This window comes from Flavobacterium sp. (genome assembly GCF_004211145.1).
Lineage (GTDB): Bacteria > Bacteroidota > Bacteroidia > Flavobacteriales > Flavobacteriaceae > Flavobacterium.
On sequence record NZ_SEBS01000001.1, the window covers coordinates 174,379 to 192,646 of the forward strand.

The window sequence follows — 18,268 nt, forward strand, 5'->3', positions numbered from 1 at the left end:
CATTTGGGCAGGTTTTTTTATGGTTTTAAGATTAGAATTTCAGTTTCTCCTTTTTTTTCCAAAATATTTATCGATTTCCAAATGAAATGCTCGAATTAACTCTTATTTAGAATAAATAAAAATAATTTTGGTGTATCCGATTTCGGGTTCTATTTTTGCTCCCGTAAAATCCAACCTAATGAAATCAAGTACCATCAAACATTTACTTTTTTCTTTATGTGCTGTTTTGTTTGCCTCGACTGGCTTCGCGCAGACGGCAACGGTCAAAGGAAAAATCACTTTATCTACAAATGAGAACGCCGACAACGCTTCGGTCGTTCTAAAAAACACCCAAATCGGGACCGTTACGAATGAGAGCGGCGAATACGAAATCAAAAACTTGAAGCCTGGCACGTATGTTTTGCGCGTGACTTTGGTCGGACATTCAAGCAAGGAAAAAGTCCTTACGCTTAAAGCCGGAGACGAAATCGTTGAGAATTTCACGCTTACCTCGGGCGCCGAAGAACTCGATGAAATCGTCGTACAAGGAAACAAAGTCAATCACTTCGCGCGTAAAGAGAGCGCCGTCGTTGGGAAAATGGCTTTGAAGAACATCGAAAATCCTCAGGTTTACAACACCATTTCAGGAGAATTATTGAAAGAACAAGTCGTGACTTCATTCGACGACGCGCTTAAAAACGCTCCCGGACTTTCACAACTTTGGGTTTCCACGGGACGCGGTGGCGACGGATCCGGTTATTATTCGCTTCGCGGGTTTGCAGTGCAACCGACCATGATCAACGGTTTGCCGGGCTTGAGCAACAGCGGTCTCGATCCTCAGAACATCGAGCGCATCGAGGTCATCAAAGGCCCGTCGGGAACACTCTTCGGCAGCAGCCTGATCTCGTACGGCGGACTCATCAACATCAATACGAAACGCCCTTACAATACGTTCGGTGGCGAACTTTCGTACATCGCGGGAAGCTACGGTTTGAACCGCATCACGGCCGACATCAACACGCCTTTGGATCTCGACCACAAATTGAATTTCCGTTTGAATGCCGCTTATCACAAGGAAGACAGTTTCCAGGACAGCGGTTTCCGCAAATCACTTTTCGTCGCGCCATCGCTTTCGTATGAGGCGAGCGACCGATTGACATTCTTGGTCAACGCCGAGATTATGAACAACGAAAACACGAACGCGACCATGTTGTTCTTTGACCGCGGCGCGCCACTTCGCGTGGTCGACATGAACCAATTCGGTTACGACAACAAGCGTTCTTACACGAGCAACCAACTTACGATCGAGACGCCATCGTACACGTTGCAAGGCCAGATGTTATACAAAATCAACAAAAACTGGACGTCTCAAACCGTTTTGTCACGCGGTGCGCAAAAGTCTCAAGGATATTATTCGTACTTGTATGAAGGTTCGCAATTCCTGCCGATTACGGAAGGCGTGACGTTTGCGAGATATATGAACTACCAGGACGTAACGGGCCAGACTACCGATATCCAACAGAACTTCAACGGGGATTTCAACATCGGAAAGATGAGAAACCGTATTGTTGTCGGGCTTGATTACTTTAACCGAACCAATACAGACAACAGTTCAGGCTATGTCGGGAACGGATATGTTTATGTAGGTAACTCGCTTGACCAGTTCAACGCGGTCCTCGGCATCACTGATCCGACGCAATTCATCGACGACAGCGGAAACCTTACGATCGCCGGAACCGACGCGTTGCTCGAAAGCGCGCCAATCAACAATAACAAGACAAAACAAGAAGTGTACAGCGCCTATGCGTCGGACGTCTTGAACATCACGCCTGCGCTTTCGGCCATGGCAAGTATCCGCGTGGACCGTTTCTTCAATTGGGCCGACGCGAACCAAGACAACCCGACGGCTCAGACGGCTTTCTCTCCGAAATTCGGTTTGGTGTACCAGCCAATCGTCGACAAGCTTTCAGTTTTCGGAAACTACATGGACGGATTTACGAATACGAGCCCGACGTCGGACATCGTAAGCGGATCGCCGGTTCCGAGAACATTCGGTCCTGAACATGCGAAACAATTGGAATTCGGCACGAAAATGAATCTTTTCGGAGATAAACTTTCGGCTACGTTCAGCTATTTCAACATCGAGGTCGAAGATGCGGTGTACACCGTTTTCCTTCCAGATGCAGATCCGACAGACGGTATTCCCGGTGACCAGGTTTCACGTCAGGACGGAGCGCAAAAGAACCGCGGTTTCGAAGCCGACATCACGGCAAACCCAATCACCGGATTGAACATCGTGTTCGGTTACAGCTATATCGACGCACGTTTGAGACAAGGCGATCCGGAATTTGTGGGTCATCGCCCGGAAAGCGCAGGACCGCGTAATTTGGCGAACCTTTGGGCGAGCTACAAGATTTCATCGGGCGCGTTGAACGGTTTCGGGCTTGGATTCGGTGGAAACTACGCCGACAAGAACCGCATCATGAACCGCGCAACGACAGGAACGTTCACGCTTCCGTCGTACACCGTTTTGAACTCGTCACTATTTTACACGAAAGAGCATTTCACGATCACGCTTAAAGTCGATAATTTGACGAACAAAGAAACATTCGACGGTTGGTCAACGGTGCACCCGCGCAACATGCGAAGCGTCCTTGGCGGATTGACGTACAAGTTCTAATTTGAGTAACAAACACAGCAATTATGCCCTGATCACGCGATCGGGGCTTTTGCACTAAAAGACCAGCCTATGATAACCGCTGCCGCCTTTCTTGCGTTTTCGGGATTTTTCGCGGGTTACAACAGTTCTGCAAAAGCAGTGCACGTTGGCCACTCGCGTATCGAAAATGCGTTGCGCGATAATACTTCCGAAGCTAAAAAAGTAGCCGTCGGATTGCTTTTATTATCGCTTACCTTATCAATCTTGTACAGCGGGATCGCAGCCGGAACATTCCTTTTCTTTGTATTCTTGATGGTTTCGGGAAGTTTGATCGTGTTGTTGTCGCCGTTGAAAATCGTGACGTTGCGATCGGCATTGGTGGTTTTTGTGTTGTCGGGAATTGTCGAAATCTTATTCCTTCTTTGACATGCCGGCGAACAAAAAATATTTGACACCGGCGTTCTGGCCGCGATTCGCGAAGATTTCGGCTGCGATTCTAGGAAGCTATCTAGTTTCGATGACGTTTCATTTGATGCTCGCAAGTTGGTTCAGCCGACCCGAAGTCATCATCACGACGGCGTTTACGGGTTTCCTACTTTGGGTAACGCTCATGATCGTGACGTTTTTGGCGAAAAGCGGATTGAAAATGTGGGGACTTTATTTGGTGGTTTCGGCGGTGTTTTGGGGCATTGGGTATCTTGGGCAAGTTTGAATCGGAAAGTTTATTCGTTGATGTATTGATGCGTTGATTTGAATACTTGCCTCCCGATTGGACCTTAAATTTGAACGCGAGAGATTGACTCGAATCAACGCATCAACAAACAACGCATCAACAGAAAACTATGGAAAACAGAAAATACAACATTCTCTTTCACCTTCACACCGTAAGCGGCATCGTGATCAGCGTCGTGCTGTTCGTGATTTTCTTCGCGGGTTCGTTTGCGTTTTTTCGCGACGACATCAACAGTTGGCAGCACAACCAATCGAGCGCCAACAACGAATATCTTGACATCGACATCGATAAAGCACTCATAAAACTTGACAGCGGATACATTTTGCAGGGTCGGACGTTCCAATTGAGCAGGCCGTTCCGCGAGCAGGAATTCATTGCGCATCTCGATCCCACAAAGGATTCGCTGGCCGACAAAAAAGCGAGGATACACGAGTATTTCTACGTAAATCCGACGACGTACAAAATGAAGACCTACGACCAGGCTTACGGTCTAGGCGAATTTTTGTACCGATTGCACTTTTTGGCGCAAATCCCGTATCCGTACGGTTATTATTTGGCGGGATTCACGGCCTTGTTCTTCCTCTTTGCGATCATCACGGGCGTTTTGGTCCATTGGAAAAAGATCATTTCTAACTTCTATGTGTTCCGACCGAAGGAAAAACTCAAGACGATGTGGACCGATGCGCACACGGCTCTGGGCATGATCGGGATGCCATTCCAATTCGTGTACGCGGTTACGGGGGCATTTTTCCTGATCAATATTTTCCTCGTCGCTCCTACCGTGATGACGCTTTACAAAGGCGACGACGCGAAACTCTACCGGGAATTGGGTTACACGAATATTGAATATGAGTTTGCGAACAAGCGCGCTCCGATCGCGATCAATTTCAACGAAATCGCTGCGACCGCCAAAAAGCAATTCAAGGATTTCAACATCACGATGATCGAAATCCAGAATTACGGCGACGCGAACATGCACGTGATCGCCGAGGGCGCGATCCCACGGGCGACGAAATTCACGGGAATCGGCAAAGTGATTTTCGACGCGAAGGGAAACATCGTCAAAAAGAAAGATCCGTATCAAACCAATTCGTATCTCGAGGGCACAAAAGACGTGTTGTACCGAATCCATTATGGCGATTATGCCGGTTATACGCTCAAGATCGTGAGTTTCGTGATGGGATTGCTCACGTGTTTCGTGATTCTGTCGGGCGTGATGTTATGGCTTACGGCCCGGAACAAGAAAAATACCGACGCGAAGAAAAAGCGTTTCAACAACCGCGTCGTGCGTATATATCTCGCCATTTCGATGAGCATGTATCCTGTTACGGCGGCAGCTTTCATGGCGGTGAAAATCTATCCTGAAGCTGAGATGAACTTTTTGTATGCGTTTTATTTCACAGCATGGTTGTTGCTCACGATTCTGTTGCTGCTCAAAAAAGACTACGGATTTACGACTCGTTTTTGTTTGGCCGCGGGGAGTGTTTTGGGATTTTCGATTCCGATCACGAACGGGATTTTGACCGGTAATTGGTTTTGGATGGCGCTTGACGCAGGATTGTTCCAGGTCGCGTTCATCGATATATTCTGGAACGTCTTGGCTATCGCGACTTTGTTTGCGTTTTTAAAATCGAGAACGGCGAAAGTTTAGATGTCTGGATAAACCTCAAAGGTTTGGCAAGAAAACCAATTTCGTCAAAATTCAAGTATATCTTTCCTACCAAAAAGCATAAAAAAAGGCTGTCAAAAAATTGACAGCCTTTTCTATTACTTGAAATGAACTTATTTTTTCGCGATCGCGTCTTGCTTCCAGTTTTGGACCGATGCGATTCGGCTATTCGAATAATCTACTTCGCTCAAAACGGCGTCGTTCCAAAAGAACCATTTGCCTGTCTTCTCACCTGAAGCGTATTCCCCGATTGATTTTTTGTTTCCGTTCATATCGAAAGCGATCCATTTACCGTCGGCTTTGCCATCCTTGAAGAAACCTTCCTGGGCAATTTGTCCGTTATCGTAATAATATGTAGCTTTCACTAAATCGCCAACAGCTTCCAGTTTTGGTTGTGTTTCCTGGGCCGAAACAAGGGCCGAAACCAACATCGCCGCAGATATAAAATACTTTTTCATTATAGTAGGTTTTTCGGTTAATAACAAAACAAATATATAGAAGTACTTTACACAAACCAAACTTTCGCTTAACAATTTGGTAACATTAGAAAAAACTTAACATTGGAAAATAAGAAACCCTGCAATGACGCAGGGTTTCAAGTTATTGGATATTTTTTATCCTTATTTTTTATTTGAGTAACTGATCCAGTTGCGCGGTCAATTGTGGATCCGACGGACGGAACGCATCGGCATCGACGACTTTCCCGTCAGGCCCGATAAGAATGAAACGCGGGATCGAATTGATTCCGAACGCTTGTACCCATTCTGATCTCCAATCGGCGTCTGCGTACAATTGAACGCCTCCGAGTTTTTTCTCGACGACAAATTTCTTCCACTTTTCGTAATCTTTCTTTTCGTCGATTGAGATACTCACGAATTCGATTTTCTTGCCGTGGTATTTTTCCTCGACTTTTTGAAGGAATGGAATTTCCTGACGGCAAGGCCCGCACCAAGTCGCCCAAGTATCGATGTACACATATTTACCTTTATATAGGTCAGACAATTTTGTCTTTCCGCCTTTGTGGTTTTCGTACTCGAACAGTGGCGATTGGCTGCCTTCAAGTTTCGCCTGGGCGGCCTTGGCTGCAAACATTTGCTCCATTTGTGCCTCGCCCTGCTTCATGCCCATCAATAGTTGGGTTTTGAACGTTTCGCTGATTTCTTTGTCGGCGAGTTTGGCATTGATTCCTTCAGAAAATTTCGCGTAAGCAGCTTTCACGGCTGCAAGATCGCCTTTCTCCATAACTGGCTCAAGTTGTTCCTGACCCAATGAGAAAGCGGCCATTACGTTGCTTTCGGCTGAACCTTTTCCTGAATACACCAAGGTTTCGTCGAACATTTTGGCGTCGAGTTTGAGGTTGATGTCAGATCCTGGTTTCAGGTACATCGTTGTGGTTTCGGCACCGTCGTTGAGTTGATAGAAACCTTCAGTAACTTCAAAAGTATCCGAAAAAACTCCGTTTTTAATTGGAATCGCTTTTTTGAATGTGCGGCTTGCGATTTTGATCGTGTCCGAATTTCTATTCTCAATCTTGGCGGTGAATTTTACCTTGTTATCCTGCGCGAACACTCCCGCGGCGGCAAAAAGCATCGCAACTACTATTTTCTTCATGTTGTTGATTTTTGATTCCCGTAAAAATAAAGGTTTTTTTGGTGCAAAGCGCAAAGTACAGTGTGCAAAGTTCTCTCTTAGCAAAATATTGTTTTCACGTCTGATTTCACCATCGTTTGGCCTTTGTACTTTGCACTTTGCACTTTCCACAAATCAGTAAAAGCGATGTCAACACATCCAATCAAACTTCCAGTTCTACGTGAACTACAAATAGCCCCGATACAAGCGGATAGCCTTTTGCAGAAATCGCGTCGGTTTTTCACGGTTGCGGCAACGACCGAAGGAAGTTCGCCGCAACCGTAGAAAAACAAGCGATTTCAAGAAAGCTATAAGCGGTTAGCGGGAATGAGCTCCTGAAAATCAACATCAAAACTTTAGCAAAATGTACATTTTTTCTGCACTCAAGATATTTCGGGATTTCGTAGGGACGACATCGCCCTTTCCCCGTAATCGCAAAGTTCGGGCATTCCCAATTGCGCGCCATGCATAAAAAATATACCATTTGCTAAACTTGCATCAATACGAAAGTCGATTGTCATAACGCGAAATACAGCTGATAAATCCTGCTCGATTGTCCTTTTGACTTTCGACTTTCGACTTTTGACTATTTTATGTTTATTTTTGCACCAAATTTCAACAAAATGTACAGAAGCCATACCTGCGGGGAACTCAATTCGTCTCATATCAATTCTCAAGTTACGCTTGCCGGCTGGGTGCAGAAGTCACGCGACAAAGGTTTCATGTCGTGGGTCGATTTGCGCGATAGATACGGGATCACGCAATTGATTTTCGATTCGGAGCGCACCGACAAGGACGTGTTCGAAAAGGCGCGCACGTTGGGCCGTGAGTTCGTCATACAGGTCATCGGAACCGTGATCGAGCGCGAGTCGAAAAACCCGAACATGGCCACGGGCGACATCGAAATATTAGTGAGCGAACTCAACATTTTGAATCCTGCGCTTTTGCCGCCGTTCACGATCGAGGACGAAACCGATGGTGGCGAGGAACTGCGCATGAAATACCGTTATCTCGACATCCGACGCAATCCCGTCAAGAACAGTTTGTTGTTCCGACATAAGGTTTCGATGGAAGTCCGAAAATATTTGTCGGATCAAGGATTTTGCGAGGTCGAAACGCCTTACCTGATCAAGTCAACGCCTGAAGGTGCGCGCGATTTCGTCGTGCCTTCGCGCATGAATCCGGGACAGTTTTACGCGTTGCCGCAATCGCCACAAACGTTCAAGCAACTTTTGATGGTGGGCGGAATGGACAAATATTTCCAGATCGTAAAATGTTTCCGCGACGAGGATTTGCGCGCTGACCGTCAGCCCGAATTCACGCAGATCGACTGCGAAATGGCATTTGTCGAGCAAGAAGATATCTTGAATATGTTCGAAAGTTTGACGCGTCATTTATTGAAGGAAATCAAAGGCATCGACGTCGACAAATTTCCGCGCATGACGTACGATCACGCGATGAAGACATACGGAAACGACAAACCGGATATTCGTTTCGGGATGGAATTCGGGGAACTGAATTCGGTTGCGCAACATAAGGAATTCGGCGTTTTCAATTCAGCTGAATTGGTGGTTGGAATCGCGGCCCCGAAATGCGGCGAATTCACACGCAAGGAAATCGACGGCTTGATCGACTGGGTAAAACGCCCGCAGATCGGCGCATCGGGAATGGTGTACGTGAAATGCAACGAAGACGGAACTTACAAATCGTCGGTCGATAAATTCTACGATCAGGACGATTTGAAAAAATGGGCCGACGTTACGGACGCGAAAGCCGGCGACATGATTTTCGTGTTATCTGGTCCCGCCGATAAAACAAGAAGCCAACTTTCGGCCTTGCGTATGGAACTCGCAACGCGTCTCGGACTTAGAAAACCCGAGGAATTCGCACCGCTTTGGGTCGTTGATTTTCCACTTTTGGAACTCGACGAGGAAAGCGGCCGCTACCATGCGATGCACCATCCGTTCACGTCTCCGAAACCTGAGGACATGGCGCTTTTGGAAACGGCTCCCGGAAAAGTGCGCGCGAACGCTTACGATATGGTGTTGAACGGGAACGAGATTGGCGGCGGTTCGATCCGAATCCACGACAAGGCGACACAACAATTGATGTTCAAATATTTAGGCTTCAGCGATGAGGAAGCGCGCAACCAGTTCGGGTTCTTGATGGACGCGTTCCAGTTCGGGGCGCCGCCTCACGGTGGTTTGGCTTTCGGTCTGGACCGATTGACCGCGATTTTGGGTGGGCAGGAAACCATCCGCGATTTCATTGCGTTCCCGAAAAACAATTCGGGCCGTGATGTGATGATAGACGCGCCGTCGGCCATCAACGATTTACAACTGAACGAATTGCAAATTAAACTCGACGTAAAATAGAGAATTCTCATTGAATTCGTCAATTTTTCTTAAAATTGGCATTTATTGTATTTTTTTTAACGCAGTTAACCAACGTATCGCATTAAAGTTTAAATTTGTTACAATCTAACTTTTTATCCGATTTACAATGCGTACAGGTACAATTAAATTCTACATTGAGTCCAAGGGATATGGATTCATCACCGATGATGAAACTGGAAAAGACATCTTCGTACATGCGACAGGCGTAAAAGCCGAAAACCTCAAGGAAGGCGACCAAGTCAACTACGAGGAAGAAGAAGGCCGAAAAGGCAAGGTTGCAGCACAGGTAACATTGTTAAAATAATTGCTTCTATATAGCTAGTTTTTACAAAAGGCCAAGCGTCTCCGTCAGGGGGCGCTTTTTTCATACGTAACAATCTTATTTATAATCAATAAAAATTAGCGTTGCTAACCATTACCACAGCCGTCGCGGGTTGTTTTTTTATGGGGATGCCGTTATCTTTGCAGTTATTCAAAAGCCTATTTCTCTATGGAAACCAATCAAGCCGATTATCTTCCGATTCTAATACAACTTGGCCTTGCCGTAGGTTTTGTGGTCATGACGATCATCGGGTCGTCTTTTTTGGGCCCGAGCCGCAAGTCGATGAACAAGGACAAGAACTTCGAATGTGGTATCGAATCCATTGGTAACGCGCGCATTCCGTTCTCGGTAAAATATTTTCTCGTGGCGATTTTGTTCGTGTTGTTCGACGTCGAGGTGATCTTCATGTATCCATGGGCGACGAATTTCAAGGAAATGGGATTGGAAGGCCTTGCGAAGATGTCGATTTTCATGTTCCTGCTTATCGTCGGGTTCGTGTATGTGATCCGCAAGAAAGGGCTTGAATGGGAATAACTAATTATTTTGAATGTTGAATTTTGTGTGTTGAATGCTGCCGATGATGATGAAAATTACGATAAACAACAACTCTAACGAGAACTCAAATTTAAAATTCAAAATTTAGAACTCAAAATAACGTTATGGACGATTCTTCAAAAAAAATATACACCGCCGACGCTCCTGAAGGTTATTCAGGAGAAGGCTTTTTCGCCACGAAACTCGACTCTGTAGTCGGGATGGCGCGTGCGAATTCACTTTGGCCTTTACCGTTCGCGACTTCATGTTGCGGAATCGAATTCATGGCCACGATGGCGTCGCACTATGATGTGGCGCGTTTTGGATCGGAGCGTATGAGTTTCTCTCCGCGCCAGGCCGACATGCTTCTCGTAATGGGAACCATCGCCAAGAAAATGGCGCCGATCTTACGCCAGGTTTACGAACAAATGGCCGAGCCGAGATGGGTTATATCAGTCGGGGCTTGTGCGTGTTCAGGTGGAATTTTCGACACGTATTCGGTACTTCAGGGAATCGACAAAGTAATTCCGGTCGACGTTTACGTTCCGGGTTGCCCGCCGCGTCCTGAGCAAATCCTCGACGGAATTTTGCGTTTGCAGGATTTGGTCAGAACTGAATCGGTGCGTCGCAGAAGTTCGCCCGAATATCAGGAACTTCTGTCTTCTTATAACATTTCGTAACCCGATGGCTCTAGAACACAATGTAATCATACAATCACTTTCAGACCGTTTCGGCGGTTCGGTCAGCGATTTCATCAACATTCACGACATACTGACGTTTGAGGTCGATTCGGAATCCATTCTCGACGTCATGAAATATTTGAAGGAAGATGCCACGCTTCGCTTCAATTTCCTCACCGACGTTTGCGGCATGCATTTTCCCGATGCCGACAACAGCCGACAATTTTCGGTCGTGTACCACATGCACAACTGGATCGACAACGTGAGAATCCGCATCAAGTGTTACATCAAAGGCGATGCGCCTGAGATTGACAGCGTGACGCCATTGTTCCTCGGGGCAAACTGGCAGGAGCGCGAAACCTATGATTTTTACGGCATCATCTTTAAAGGACATCCACAGCTCAAGCGCATTTTGAACATGGACGAGATGGTTTCATTCCCGATGCGCAAGGAATTCCCGATGGAAGACGGCGGACGTACCGACAAGGACGACCGTTTCTTCGGACGACAAACCGACAATTACAAGAACTGATGTCAGACCTCTTATTACCACCGGAACAACGCTTCGCCGACGTCATCAAACACAACCAGAATGAAGACGGAAGCGAGCTATCGATACTGAACCTCGGGCCGACACACCCGGCGACCCACGGGATTTTCCAGAACATCCTTTTGATGGACGGGGAACGAATCCTCGACGGGGAAGCCACGGTCGGATACATTCACCGCGCGTTCGAGAAGATCGCCGAGAACCGTCCGTTTTACCAGATCACACCGCTTACTGACCGTATGAACTATTGTTCGTCTCCGATCAACAATTTCGGTTGGTGGATGACGGTTGAAAAAGCACTCAACATCGAAATCCCGAAACGCGTGCAATACATGCGCGTGATCGTGATGGAACTCGCGCGTATCGCCGACCACATCATCTGTAACTCGGTTTTGGGTGTCGACACCGGCGCATTGACCGGTTTCCTTTACGTATTCCAATACCGGGAAAAAATATACGAAATCTACGAAGAAATCTGTGGCGCGCGCCTGACGACGAACATGGGAAGAATCGGAGGTTTCGAACGCGATTGGACGCCGCTCGTGTTCGAGAAGATCGAAGCGCTTTTGAAAGAATTCCCGCCGATCTGGCAAGAGTTCGAAAACCTTTTGGTGCGCAACCGAATTTTCATGGACCGTACGATCGACGTCGGACCGATTTCGGCCGAAAAAGCAATGTCATACGGATTCACGGGACCGAACCTTCGCGCCGCGGGAATCGACTACGACGTTCGCGTCATGTCGCCGTATTGCTCGTACGAAGATTTCGAATTCGACGTTCCTGTCGGGAAATCGGGCGATACGTACGACCGTTTTTGTGTGCGAAACGCCGAGGTTTGGGAATCGCTCAAAATCATCCGTCAGGCGCTAGACAAAATGCCTGAAGGTCCATACCACGCCGACGTTCCCGATTATTACCTTCCGCCAAAAGAAGACGTGTACCACAATATGGAATCGCTGATTTATCATTTCAAGATCATCATGGGCGAAGTGCCGGTTCCGGTTACCGAAGTGTATTTCGCGGTCGAAGGCGGAAACGGGGAACTCGGATTTTATTTGACGACCGACGGAAGCCGCACACCATACCGTTTGCACTTCCGCCGTCCGTGTTTTATTTATTACCAGGCGTTCAACGACATGGTTCGCGGGCAAATGCTCAGTGACGCGATCGCGACGCTTTCGAGTTTGAATGTGATTGCGGGCGAGCTCGACGCGTAAAAATTATGAATTATAAATTATGAATTATGAATTGAGAATCGTGAATATGAAATCGTATCGTTCCGCTTAGCGGATCGAAGAATTCATAATTCATAATTTATAATTCATAATTAAAGGAGAAAAAGATGGATCGTTCGATTAGAATACATCAAGACATAAACATTACCGACGCCTTACTGGCGCGCATCAACGAGTTGTTCAGCCATTACCCTGACGACAAGCGCAAATCGGCATTGCTTCCCATCCTGCACGAAGTCCAGGACGCGCACGACAACTGGCTCAGCATCGAATTGATGGACAAGGTCGCCGAAATCATCGGGATCCAGCCTATCGAAGTGTACGAAGTCGCAAGTTTCTATTCGATGTATAATCTGAAACCAATCGGGAAATACATGTTCGAATTCTGCCAGACTTCACCTTGCTGTTTGAACGGCGTAGAGAATTTGATGGATTACACCTGTTCAAAACTCAATGTCGAAAATGGCCAGACAACGGCTGACGGCATGTTCACCGTGAAAGGTGTAGAATGTCTCGGTGCCTGTGGTTATGCACCGATGATGCAGCTCGGGGATTTCTATCACGAAAATCTCACCGAAGCAAAAGTGGACCAACTTATCGAAGATTGCCGCGCAGGCAAAATCAACATGACAAACCATGGCACAGAAGATATTACTAGATAAGATCAACGTTCCGGGAATCAAATCCTATGAAGTGTATCGCCAGAACGGCGGTTACGCGTCAGTGGAAAAAGCCCTCAAAATGACACCCGACGAAGTCGTCGAGGAAGTCAAGACTTCAGGCCTTCGCGGGCGTGGAGGCGCGGGTTTCCCAGCCGGAATGAAATGGTCGTTCATCGACAAGAAATCAGGCAAGCCGCGCCATTTGGTGTGCAACGCCGACGAATCGGAACCGGGAACCTTCAAGGACCGTTTCCTCATGGAATACATTCCGCACCTCTTGATCGAAGGCATGATCACGTCATCGTATGCATTGGGCGCGAATCTTTCGTATATCTACATCCGAGGCGAATACATGTGGGTTTTCCGCATACTTGAAAAAGCGATCGCCGAAGCGAAAGCCGCGGGTTGGCTCGGAAAAAACATAAAAGGTTCAGGTTACGACTTGGAACTTTACGTGCATTGCGGCGCAGGAGCTTATATCTGCGGAGAAGAAACCGCACTTATCGAATCCCTCGAAGGCAAACGCGGAAATCCACGAATCAAACCGCCGTTTCCGGCCGTTTCAGGTTTGTGGTCGAATCCGACGGTCGTAAACAATGTCGAGACGATTGCAGCCGTGCCTTGGATCGTGAACAATTCTGGAGCCGAATACGCGAAAATCGGCATCGGAAGATCGACAGGAACCAAACTTATCTCAGCCTCTGGCCATATCAAAAACCCTGGCGTTTATGAAATCGAACTCGGATTATCGGTGTACGAATTCATGAACTCCGACGAATATCTTGGCGGAATGTCATCAGACCGACCTTTGAAAGCCTTCGTTCCCGGAGGTTCATCGGTGCCGATTTTGCCAGCCAATTTGATTTATAAAACAGCGAACGGCGAAGATCGTCTCATGAGCTATGAATCATTGTCCGACGGCGGTTTCGCTACCGGATCGATGCTCGGTTCAGGCGGATTCATCGTTTACAACGATACGTCATGCGTCGTACGCAATACTTGGAATTTCTCTCGTTTCTACCACCACGAAAGCTGCGGACAATGTTCGCCTTGCCGCGAGGGAACGGGTTGGCTCGAAAAAGTGTTGCACCGCATCGAAAACGGCCACGGACGCGAAGAAGACATCGATTTGCTTTGGAGCATCCAGGCGCGAATCGAAGGAAATACGATTTGCCCGCTTGGAGATGCGGCAGCTTGGCCGGTTGCGGCGGCGATCCGTCATTTCCGCGATGAATTCGAATATCACGTTCGTTTCCCTGAAAAGGTCAAGAATCGCGATCATTTCGTTGAAGAACCTTTTGAAAAAGTTAGGCATTTGGTTGCGAAGCAGGAAGCGTAAAGAGACAAATGACTAAAGACGAAAGACGAACGAGTCAGACGGTTTTTTGGTCAAAATAGAGTACGAAATGTTAACGAAATACGATAGTCCTTCGGCTTTAGTGTTTCGTCTTTAGTCTAAAAAAAAAGAGAACATGACATTTAACGATTTGACTGAGTCCTTCGACATTCGTCTTTCGTCATTCGTCTAAAATTAATCCGAAAGCCATGTCCTTAGTCATTTGTCTTTCGTCATTAGTCTAAAATATGAAAGTAACCATAGATGGTCAAAGCATAGACGTCGAACCAGGAACCACGATCCTGCAGGCGGCGCGCATGATCGGGGGCGAATCGGTTCCTCCGGCGATGTGCTATTACTCGAAACTCAAAGGCAGTGGCGGAAAATGCCGTTGTTGTTTGGTAGAGGTTTCAAAAGGAAGCGAGGCTGATCCGCGTCCGATGCCAAAACTCGTCGCCTCATGCGTGACCGGCGTAATGGACGGAATGGAAGTCAACAGCACCGCTTCAGAACGCGTGACCGACGCCCGAAAATCGGTAACTGAATTTCTGCTTATCAATCACCCGCTCGATTGCCCTGTTTGCGACCAGGCCGGCGAATGTGATCTGCAGAATTTGAGTTTCAAGCACGGGAAATCGGAAACGAGATTCATCGAAGAAAAAAGGACGTTCGAACCTGAGGATATCGGCCCGAACATCCAATTGCATATGAACCGTTGCATCTTGTGCTACCGTTGCGTGATGGTCGCCGATCAACTGACCGATGGACGCGTGCACGGTGTTTTGGACCGAGGCGATCATTCGAACATCTCGACGTGCATCTCGAAAGCAATCGACAACGAGTTCTCAGGAAATATGATCGACGTTTGTCCTGTTGGCGCTTTGACCGATAAGACGTTCCGATTCAAACAACGCGTCTGGTTCAACAAACCGTACAACGCGCACCGCGATTGCACGAAATGTTGCGGAAAGACGACGGTTTGGATGTTCGGAAACGAGATCCAACGCGTCACGGGAAGAAAAGATGAATATCATGAAGTTGAGGAATTCATCTGTAACGAATGTCGTTTCGACCACAAGGACGTGAAAGATTGGGTCATTGAAGGACCGCGCCGTTTCGAGAAGGATTCGGTTATCAACGCGAATAACTATACGAGAAAAATCGAGCCTGTCATCATCGAGACCGAAGAGAAAATCCTGCTCGGCCGAGACGAAGACCGACGCAAAATCTCGATGGCGTCACGACCGTTGCGCACTGAAGAACAAGAAGTATTTAAAGAAGGAAACGTATAATGGACAGCGCGATACTCATAGAAAAATCGGTGTTTATATTCACCATTTTCGCGATTACGATGTTAGCTGCGATGTACTCGACTTGGGCCGAGAGGAAAGTCGCAGCATGGCTTCAGGATCGCATCGGGCCGAACCGTGCGGGAACTTTCGGGTTGCTGCAACCGCTTGCCGACGGTTTGAAACTCTTTTCAAAAGAGGAATTTTTACCGAATACGCCAAACAAATTCCTGTTCGTTGTGGGGCCGGCCATTTCAATGAGCGTGGCTTTGATGACGAGCGCCGTGATTCCTTGGGGCGACAAACTCGAGATCATGGGAAGAACCGTGATTTTGCAGGCGACCGATATCGACGTTTCCATATTGTATGTGTTCGGAGTCTTGTCGGTTGGGGTTTACGGAATCATGATCGGCGGTTGGGCATCGAACAACAAATTCTCGCTCATGAGTGCGATGCGCGCCTCGTCACAGATGATTTCATACGAAGTCGCGATGGGATTGTCGTTGATCGCGTTGCTTATGATGAGCGGAACGTTGAGCTTGAAGGAAATTTCGATGCAACAAGCCGGAATGAACTGGAATGTTTTTTATCAGCCTTTAGGGTTCATAATTTTCCTCGTTTGCTCGTTTGCGGAAACCAACAGGACGCCATTCGATTTGGCCGAATGTGAGGCTGAGCTAATCGGAGGTTATCACACCGAATATTCATCGATGCGAATGGGATTCTATTTGTTCGCCGAATACGCGAGCATGTTCATCTCGTCTACGATTTTGTCGGTGCTTTATTTTGGCGGATATAATTATCCCGGAATGGAATGGGCCGTCGAAAACTGGGGCGTGAATCCTGCCAATATATTAGGAATTGTCGTGTTGTTCATCAAGATATGCGCGTTCATTTTCTTCTTCATGTGGGTACGATGGACAATCCCGAGATTCCGTTACGACCAATTGATGCGTTTGGGTTGGCAAGGTTTGATCCCGCTCGCGATCGCGAATATTTTCATTACGGGAATCGTGATGGTGAGAGAAGAATTGATGGCGTACCTCGGATTTTAATACGGAGGTTGCAACCCTAGCCCCGATAGCAGCGGCATCCTTTTATGCTAACCGAAATTTTCCCCTAATCCGGAAGTTCCAGCATAAAAGATACAGCGGATAGCGGGATTAGCTCCAAATAAAAATAAAAAATCGCTGCAAGCGAATAAAAAATAAAAAATGTCAGTAGAAACGATGTCCTTATCCGGACGCAAAAAAGAGGTTTCGAACAAAAAGATGACTTTTTGGGAAAGCCTGTATCTCGTGGCGATCGTGAAAGGTCTTTGGATCACGATCGGTCACTTGTTCACGCGCAAAGTCACGGTGAAATATCCTGAGGAAGTGCGCACGAGAGCGGCGGTTTGGCGCGGACAACACATGCTGAAACGCGACGAACAAGGACGCGAGAACTGCACGGCTTGCGGGCTTTGTGCGTTGTCTTGCCCGGCTGAGGCGATCACGATGACGTCGGCGGAACGCAAACCTGACGAGAAACATTTGTACCGCGAAGAGAAATACGCGTCAGTCTACGAAATCAATATGTTGCGTTGTATTTTCTGCGGATTGTGCGAAGAAGCCTGTCCGAAAGACGCGATCTACCTGACCGAATCGAAAGTTTTGGTACCTGCGAGTTACGAGCGCGAGGACTTCATCTTCGGGAAAGACAAATTGGTCATGCCGCTTGAAATGGCGATGGCGAATTCTAAAAACAAGAACTAATGTCTACAGTTTTAATCATTTTTTGCGTACTGTCGGCGATCACGTTAGCCACTGCATTCCTTACGATTTTCACGAAACAACCGATTCACAGCGCGATTTATTTGGTGTTGTGTTTCTTCTCGGTCGCGGGTCATTACTTGTTGTTCAACGCCCAGTTTTTGGCCGTCGTTCATATTATCGTGTATTCGGGCGCGATCATGATCTTGTTCCTGTTTACGGTCATGCTCATGAACTTGAACAAGGAAGACGAAGTGCACAAACCGCGCGTGACGCGACTCGGAGCCGCGATCATCTTTATCTTGACATCGTTGGTCCTGCTCGCGATCTTCATACAAACCAAACCGATCGTGGGCGACTACGACCATACTGGCGAAGATTACCAGTCGATTAAAGTCCTCGGAAAAGTTTTGCTCAACGAATATATGGTGCCGTTCGAATTCGCTTCGGTGCTTTTGTTGGTGGGAATGATCGGAGCGGTGCTATTGTCTAAACGTGAAAAAATCGAAAAGAAATAATGGGAAATGTCCTTAACCAGATCGGTATTGAAAATTATATTTTCCTGTGCGTGATTTTGTTCAGCATTGGTGTTTTCGGGGTTTTGTACCGACGCAATGCGATCATCGTTTTCATGAGCATCGAAATCATGCTCAACGCTGTCAACTTGTTGTTCGTTGCATTCTCGACCTATCATCAGGATGCGCAGGGACAGGTTTTCGTATTCTTTTCAATGGCGGTTGCCGCGGCTGAAGTTGCCGTCGGGCTTGCCATCGTGGTATCGATATTCCGAAACCTTGGTTCGATCGACCTCGATAATCTAAAAAATCTCAAAGGATAAGCGCGC

General features: G+C 47.2%; 19 protein-coding genes. 17 read left to right on the forward strand and 2 right to left on the reverse strand.

The annotated features are described in order from the left end of the window. Positions 1-178: 178 nt before the first annotated feature. From EOO50_RS00705 to EOO50_RS00720, 4 genes are all read left to right on the forward strand, one after another. On the forward strand, positions 179-2,659 hold the full coding sequence (locus EOO50_RS00705; RefSeq protein ID WP_290836913.1) for a TonB-dependent receptor: 2,481 nt from the start codon (positions 179-181) through the stop codon (positions 2,657-2,659). Between the two features lie 69 nt (positions 2,660-2,728). After that, positions 2,729-3,064, forward strand: coding sequence for a hypothetical protein (locus tag EOO50_RS00710; protein ID WP_290836915.1), 336 nt, complete (start codon positions 2,729-2,731; stop codon positions 3,062-3,064). A gap of 1 nt (position 3,065) precedes the next feature. Then, entirely contained in the window at positions 3,066-3,350 is a 285-nt protein-coding gene (locus EOO50_RS00715) for a hypothetical protein (RefSeq protein WP_290836916.1), read from the forward strand. A 130-nt stretch (positions 3,351-3,480) separates the two neighbouring features. Further along, positions 3,481-5,022, forward strand: coding sequence for a PepSY domain-containing protein (locus EOO50_RS00720; RefSeq protein WP_290836918.1), 1,542 nt, complete (start codon positions 3,481-3,483; stop codon positions 5,020-5,022). Positions 5,023-5,153: 131 nt separating this feature from the next. Here the strand turns inward: EOO50_RS00720 and EOO50_RS00725 are convergent, their stop codons facing one another. Continuing rightward, positions 5,154-5,498: a membrane-binding protein gene (locus tag EOO50_RS00725; protein WP_290836920.1), complete on the reverse strand. Its 345-nt coding sequence runs from the start codon at positions 5,496-5,498 to the stop codon at positions 5,154-5,156. Between the two features lie 169 nt (positions 5,499-5,667). Continuing rightward, entirely contained in the window at positions 5,668-6,651 is a 984-nt protein-coding gene (locus EOO50_RS00730) for a TlpA disulfide reductase family protein (RefSeq protein WP_290836922.1), read from the reverse strand. Positions 6,652-7,292: 641 nt separating this feature from the next. Here EOO50_RS00730 and aspS point away from each other — a divergent pair. The 13 genes from aspS to nuoK all read left to right on the forward strand — a co-directional run bounded on the left by aspS (position 7,293) and on the right by nuoK (position 18,262). Continuing rightward, positions 7,293-9,044, forward strand: coding sequence for an aspartate--tRNA ligase (gene aspS / locus EOO50_RS00735; protein ID WP_290836924.1), 1,752 nt, complete (start codon positions 7,293-7,295; stop codon positions 9,042-9,044). A 127-nt stretch (positions 9,045-9,171) separates the two neighbouring features. Continuing rightward, positions 9,172-9,369, forward strand: coding sequence for a cold shock domain-containing protein (locus EOO50_RS00740; RefSeq protein ID WP_290836926.1), 198 nt, complete (start codon positions 9,172-9,174; stop codon positions 9,367-9,369). A 186-nt stretch (positions 9,370-9,555) separates the two neighbouring features. Beyond that, positions 9,556-9,921, forward strand: coding sequence for an NADH-quinone oxidoreductase subunit A (locus EOO50_RS00745; RefSeq protein ID WP_290836928.1), 366 nt, complete (start codon positions 9,556-9,558; stop codon positions 9,919-9,921). 125 nt (positions 9,922-10,046) lie between these two features. After that, the gene (locus tag EOO50_RS00750; protein ID WP_290836930.1) at positions 10,047-10,601 is read left to right on the forward strand and encodes an NADH-quinone oxidoreductase subunit B; all 555 of its coding nucleotides are present in this window, start codon (positions 10,047-10,049) and stop codon (positions 10,599-10,601) included. A gap of 4 nt (positions 10,602-10,605) precedes the next feature. Then, positions 10,606-11,133 carry an NADH-quinone oxidoreductase subunit C gene (locus EOO50_RS00755; RefSeq protein WP_290836932.1) on the forward strand — a complete coding sequence of 176 codons (528 nt, stop codon included), beginning with the start codon at positions 10,606-10,608 and terminating at the stop codon, positions 11,131-11,133. Further along, positions 11,133-12,368 carry an NADH-quinone oxidoreductase subunit D gene (locus EOO50_RS00760; protein ID WP_290836934.1) on the forward strand — a complete coding sequence of 412 codons (1,236 nt, stop codon included), beginning with the start codon at positions 11,133-11,135 and terminating at the stop codon, positions 12,366-12,368. The genes EOO50_RS00755 and EOO50_RS00760 overlap by 1 nt, the downstream gene beginning before the upstream one ends. 125 nt (positions 12,369-12,493) lie before the next feature. Beyond that, the gene (locus EOO50_RS00765; RefSeq protein WP_290836935.1) at positions 12,494-13,048 is read left to right on the forward strand and encodes an NAD(P)H-dependent oxidoreductase subunit E; all 555 of its coding nucleotides are present in this window, start codon (positions 12,494-12,496) and stop codon (positions 13,046-13,048) included. Further along, on the forward strand, positions 13,023-14,387 hold the full coding sequence (gene nuoF, locus EOO50_RS00770; RefSeq protein WP_290836937.1) for an NADH-quinone oxidoreductase subunit NuoF: 1,365 nt from the start codon (positions 13,023-13,025) through the stop codon (positions 14,385-14,387). Before EOO50_RS00765 ends, nuoF begins: the two co-directional genes overlap by 26 nt. Before the next feature lie 245 nt (positions 14,388-14,632). Continuing rightward, on the forward strand, positions 14,633-15,676 hold the full coding sequence (locus tag EOO50_RS00775) for a 2Fe-2S iron-sulfur cluster-binding protein (protein WP_290836939.1): 1,044 nt from the start codon (positions 14,633-14,635) through the stop codon (positions 15,674-15,676). Then, complete coding sequence (nuoH, locus tag EOO50_RS00780) at positions 15,676-16,728, forward strand: NADH-quinone oxidoreductase subunit NuoH (RefSeq protein ID WP_290836941.1); 1,053 nt, start codon at positions 15,676-15,678, stop codon at positions 16,726-16,728. Before EOO50_RS00775 ends, nuoH begins: the two co-directional genes overlap by 1 nt. A 159-nt stretch (positions 16,729-16,887) precedes the next feature. Further along, on the forward strand, positions 16,888-17,427 hold the full coding sequence (locus EOO50_RS00785) for an NADH-quinone oxidoreductase subunit I (RefSeq protein ID WP_290836943.1): 540 nt from the start codon (positions 16,888-16,890) through the stop codon (positions 17,425-17,427). Continuing rightward, positions 17,427-17,942 carry an NADH-quinone oxidoreductase subunit J gene (locus EOO50_RS00790; RefSeq protein ID WP_290836945.1) on the forward strand — a complete coding sequence of 172 codons (516 nt, stop codon included), beginning with the start codon at positions 17,427-17,429 and terminating at the stop codon, positions 17,940-17,942. The genes EOO50_RS00785 and EOO50_RS00790 overlap by 1 nt, the downstream gene beginning before the upstream one ends. Next, positions 17,942-18,262, forward strand: coding sequence for an NADH-quinone oxidoreductase subunit NuoK (gene nuoK / locus EOO50_RS00795; RefSeq protein ID WP_290836947.1), 321 nt, complete (start codon positions 17,942-17,944; stop codon positions 18,260-18,262). The genes EOO50_RS00790 and nuoK overlap by 1 nt, the downstream gene beginning before the upstream one ends. Positions 18,263-18,268: the final 6 nt, after the last annotated feature.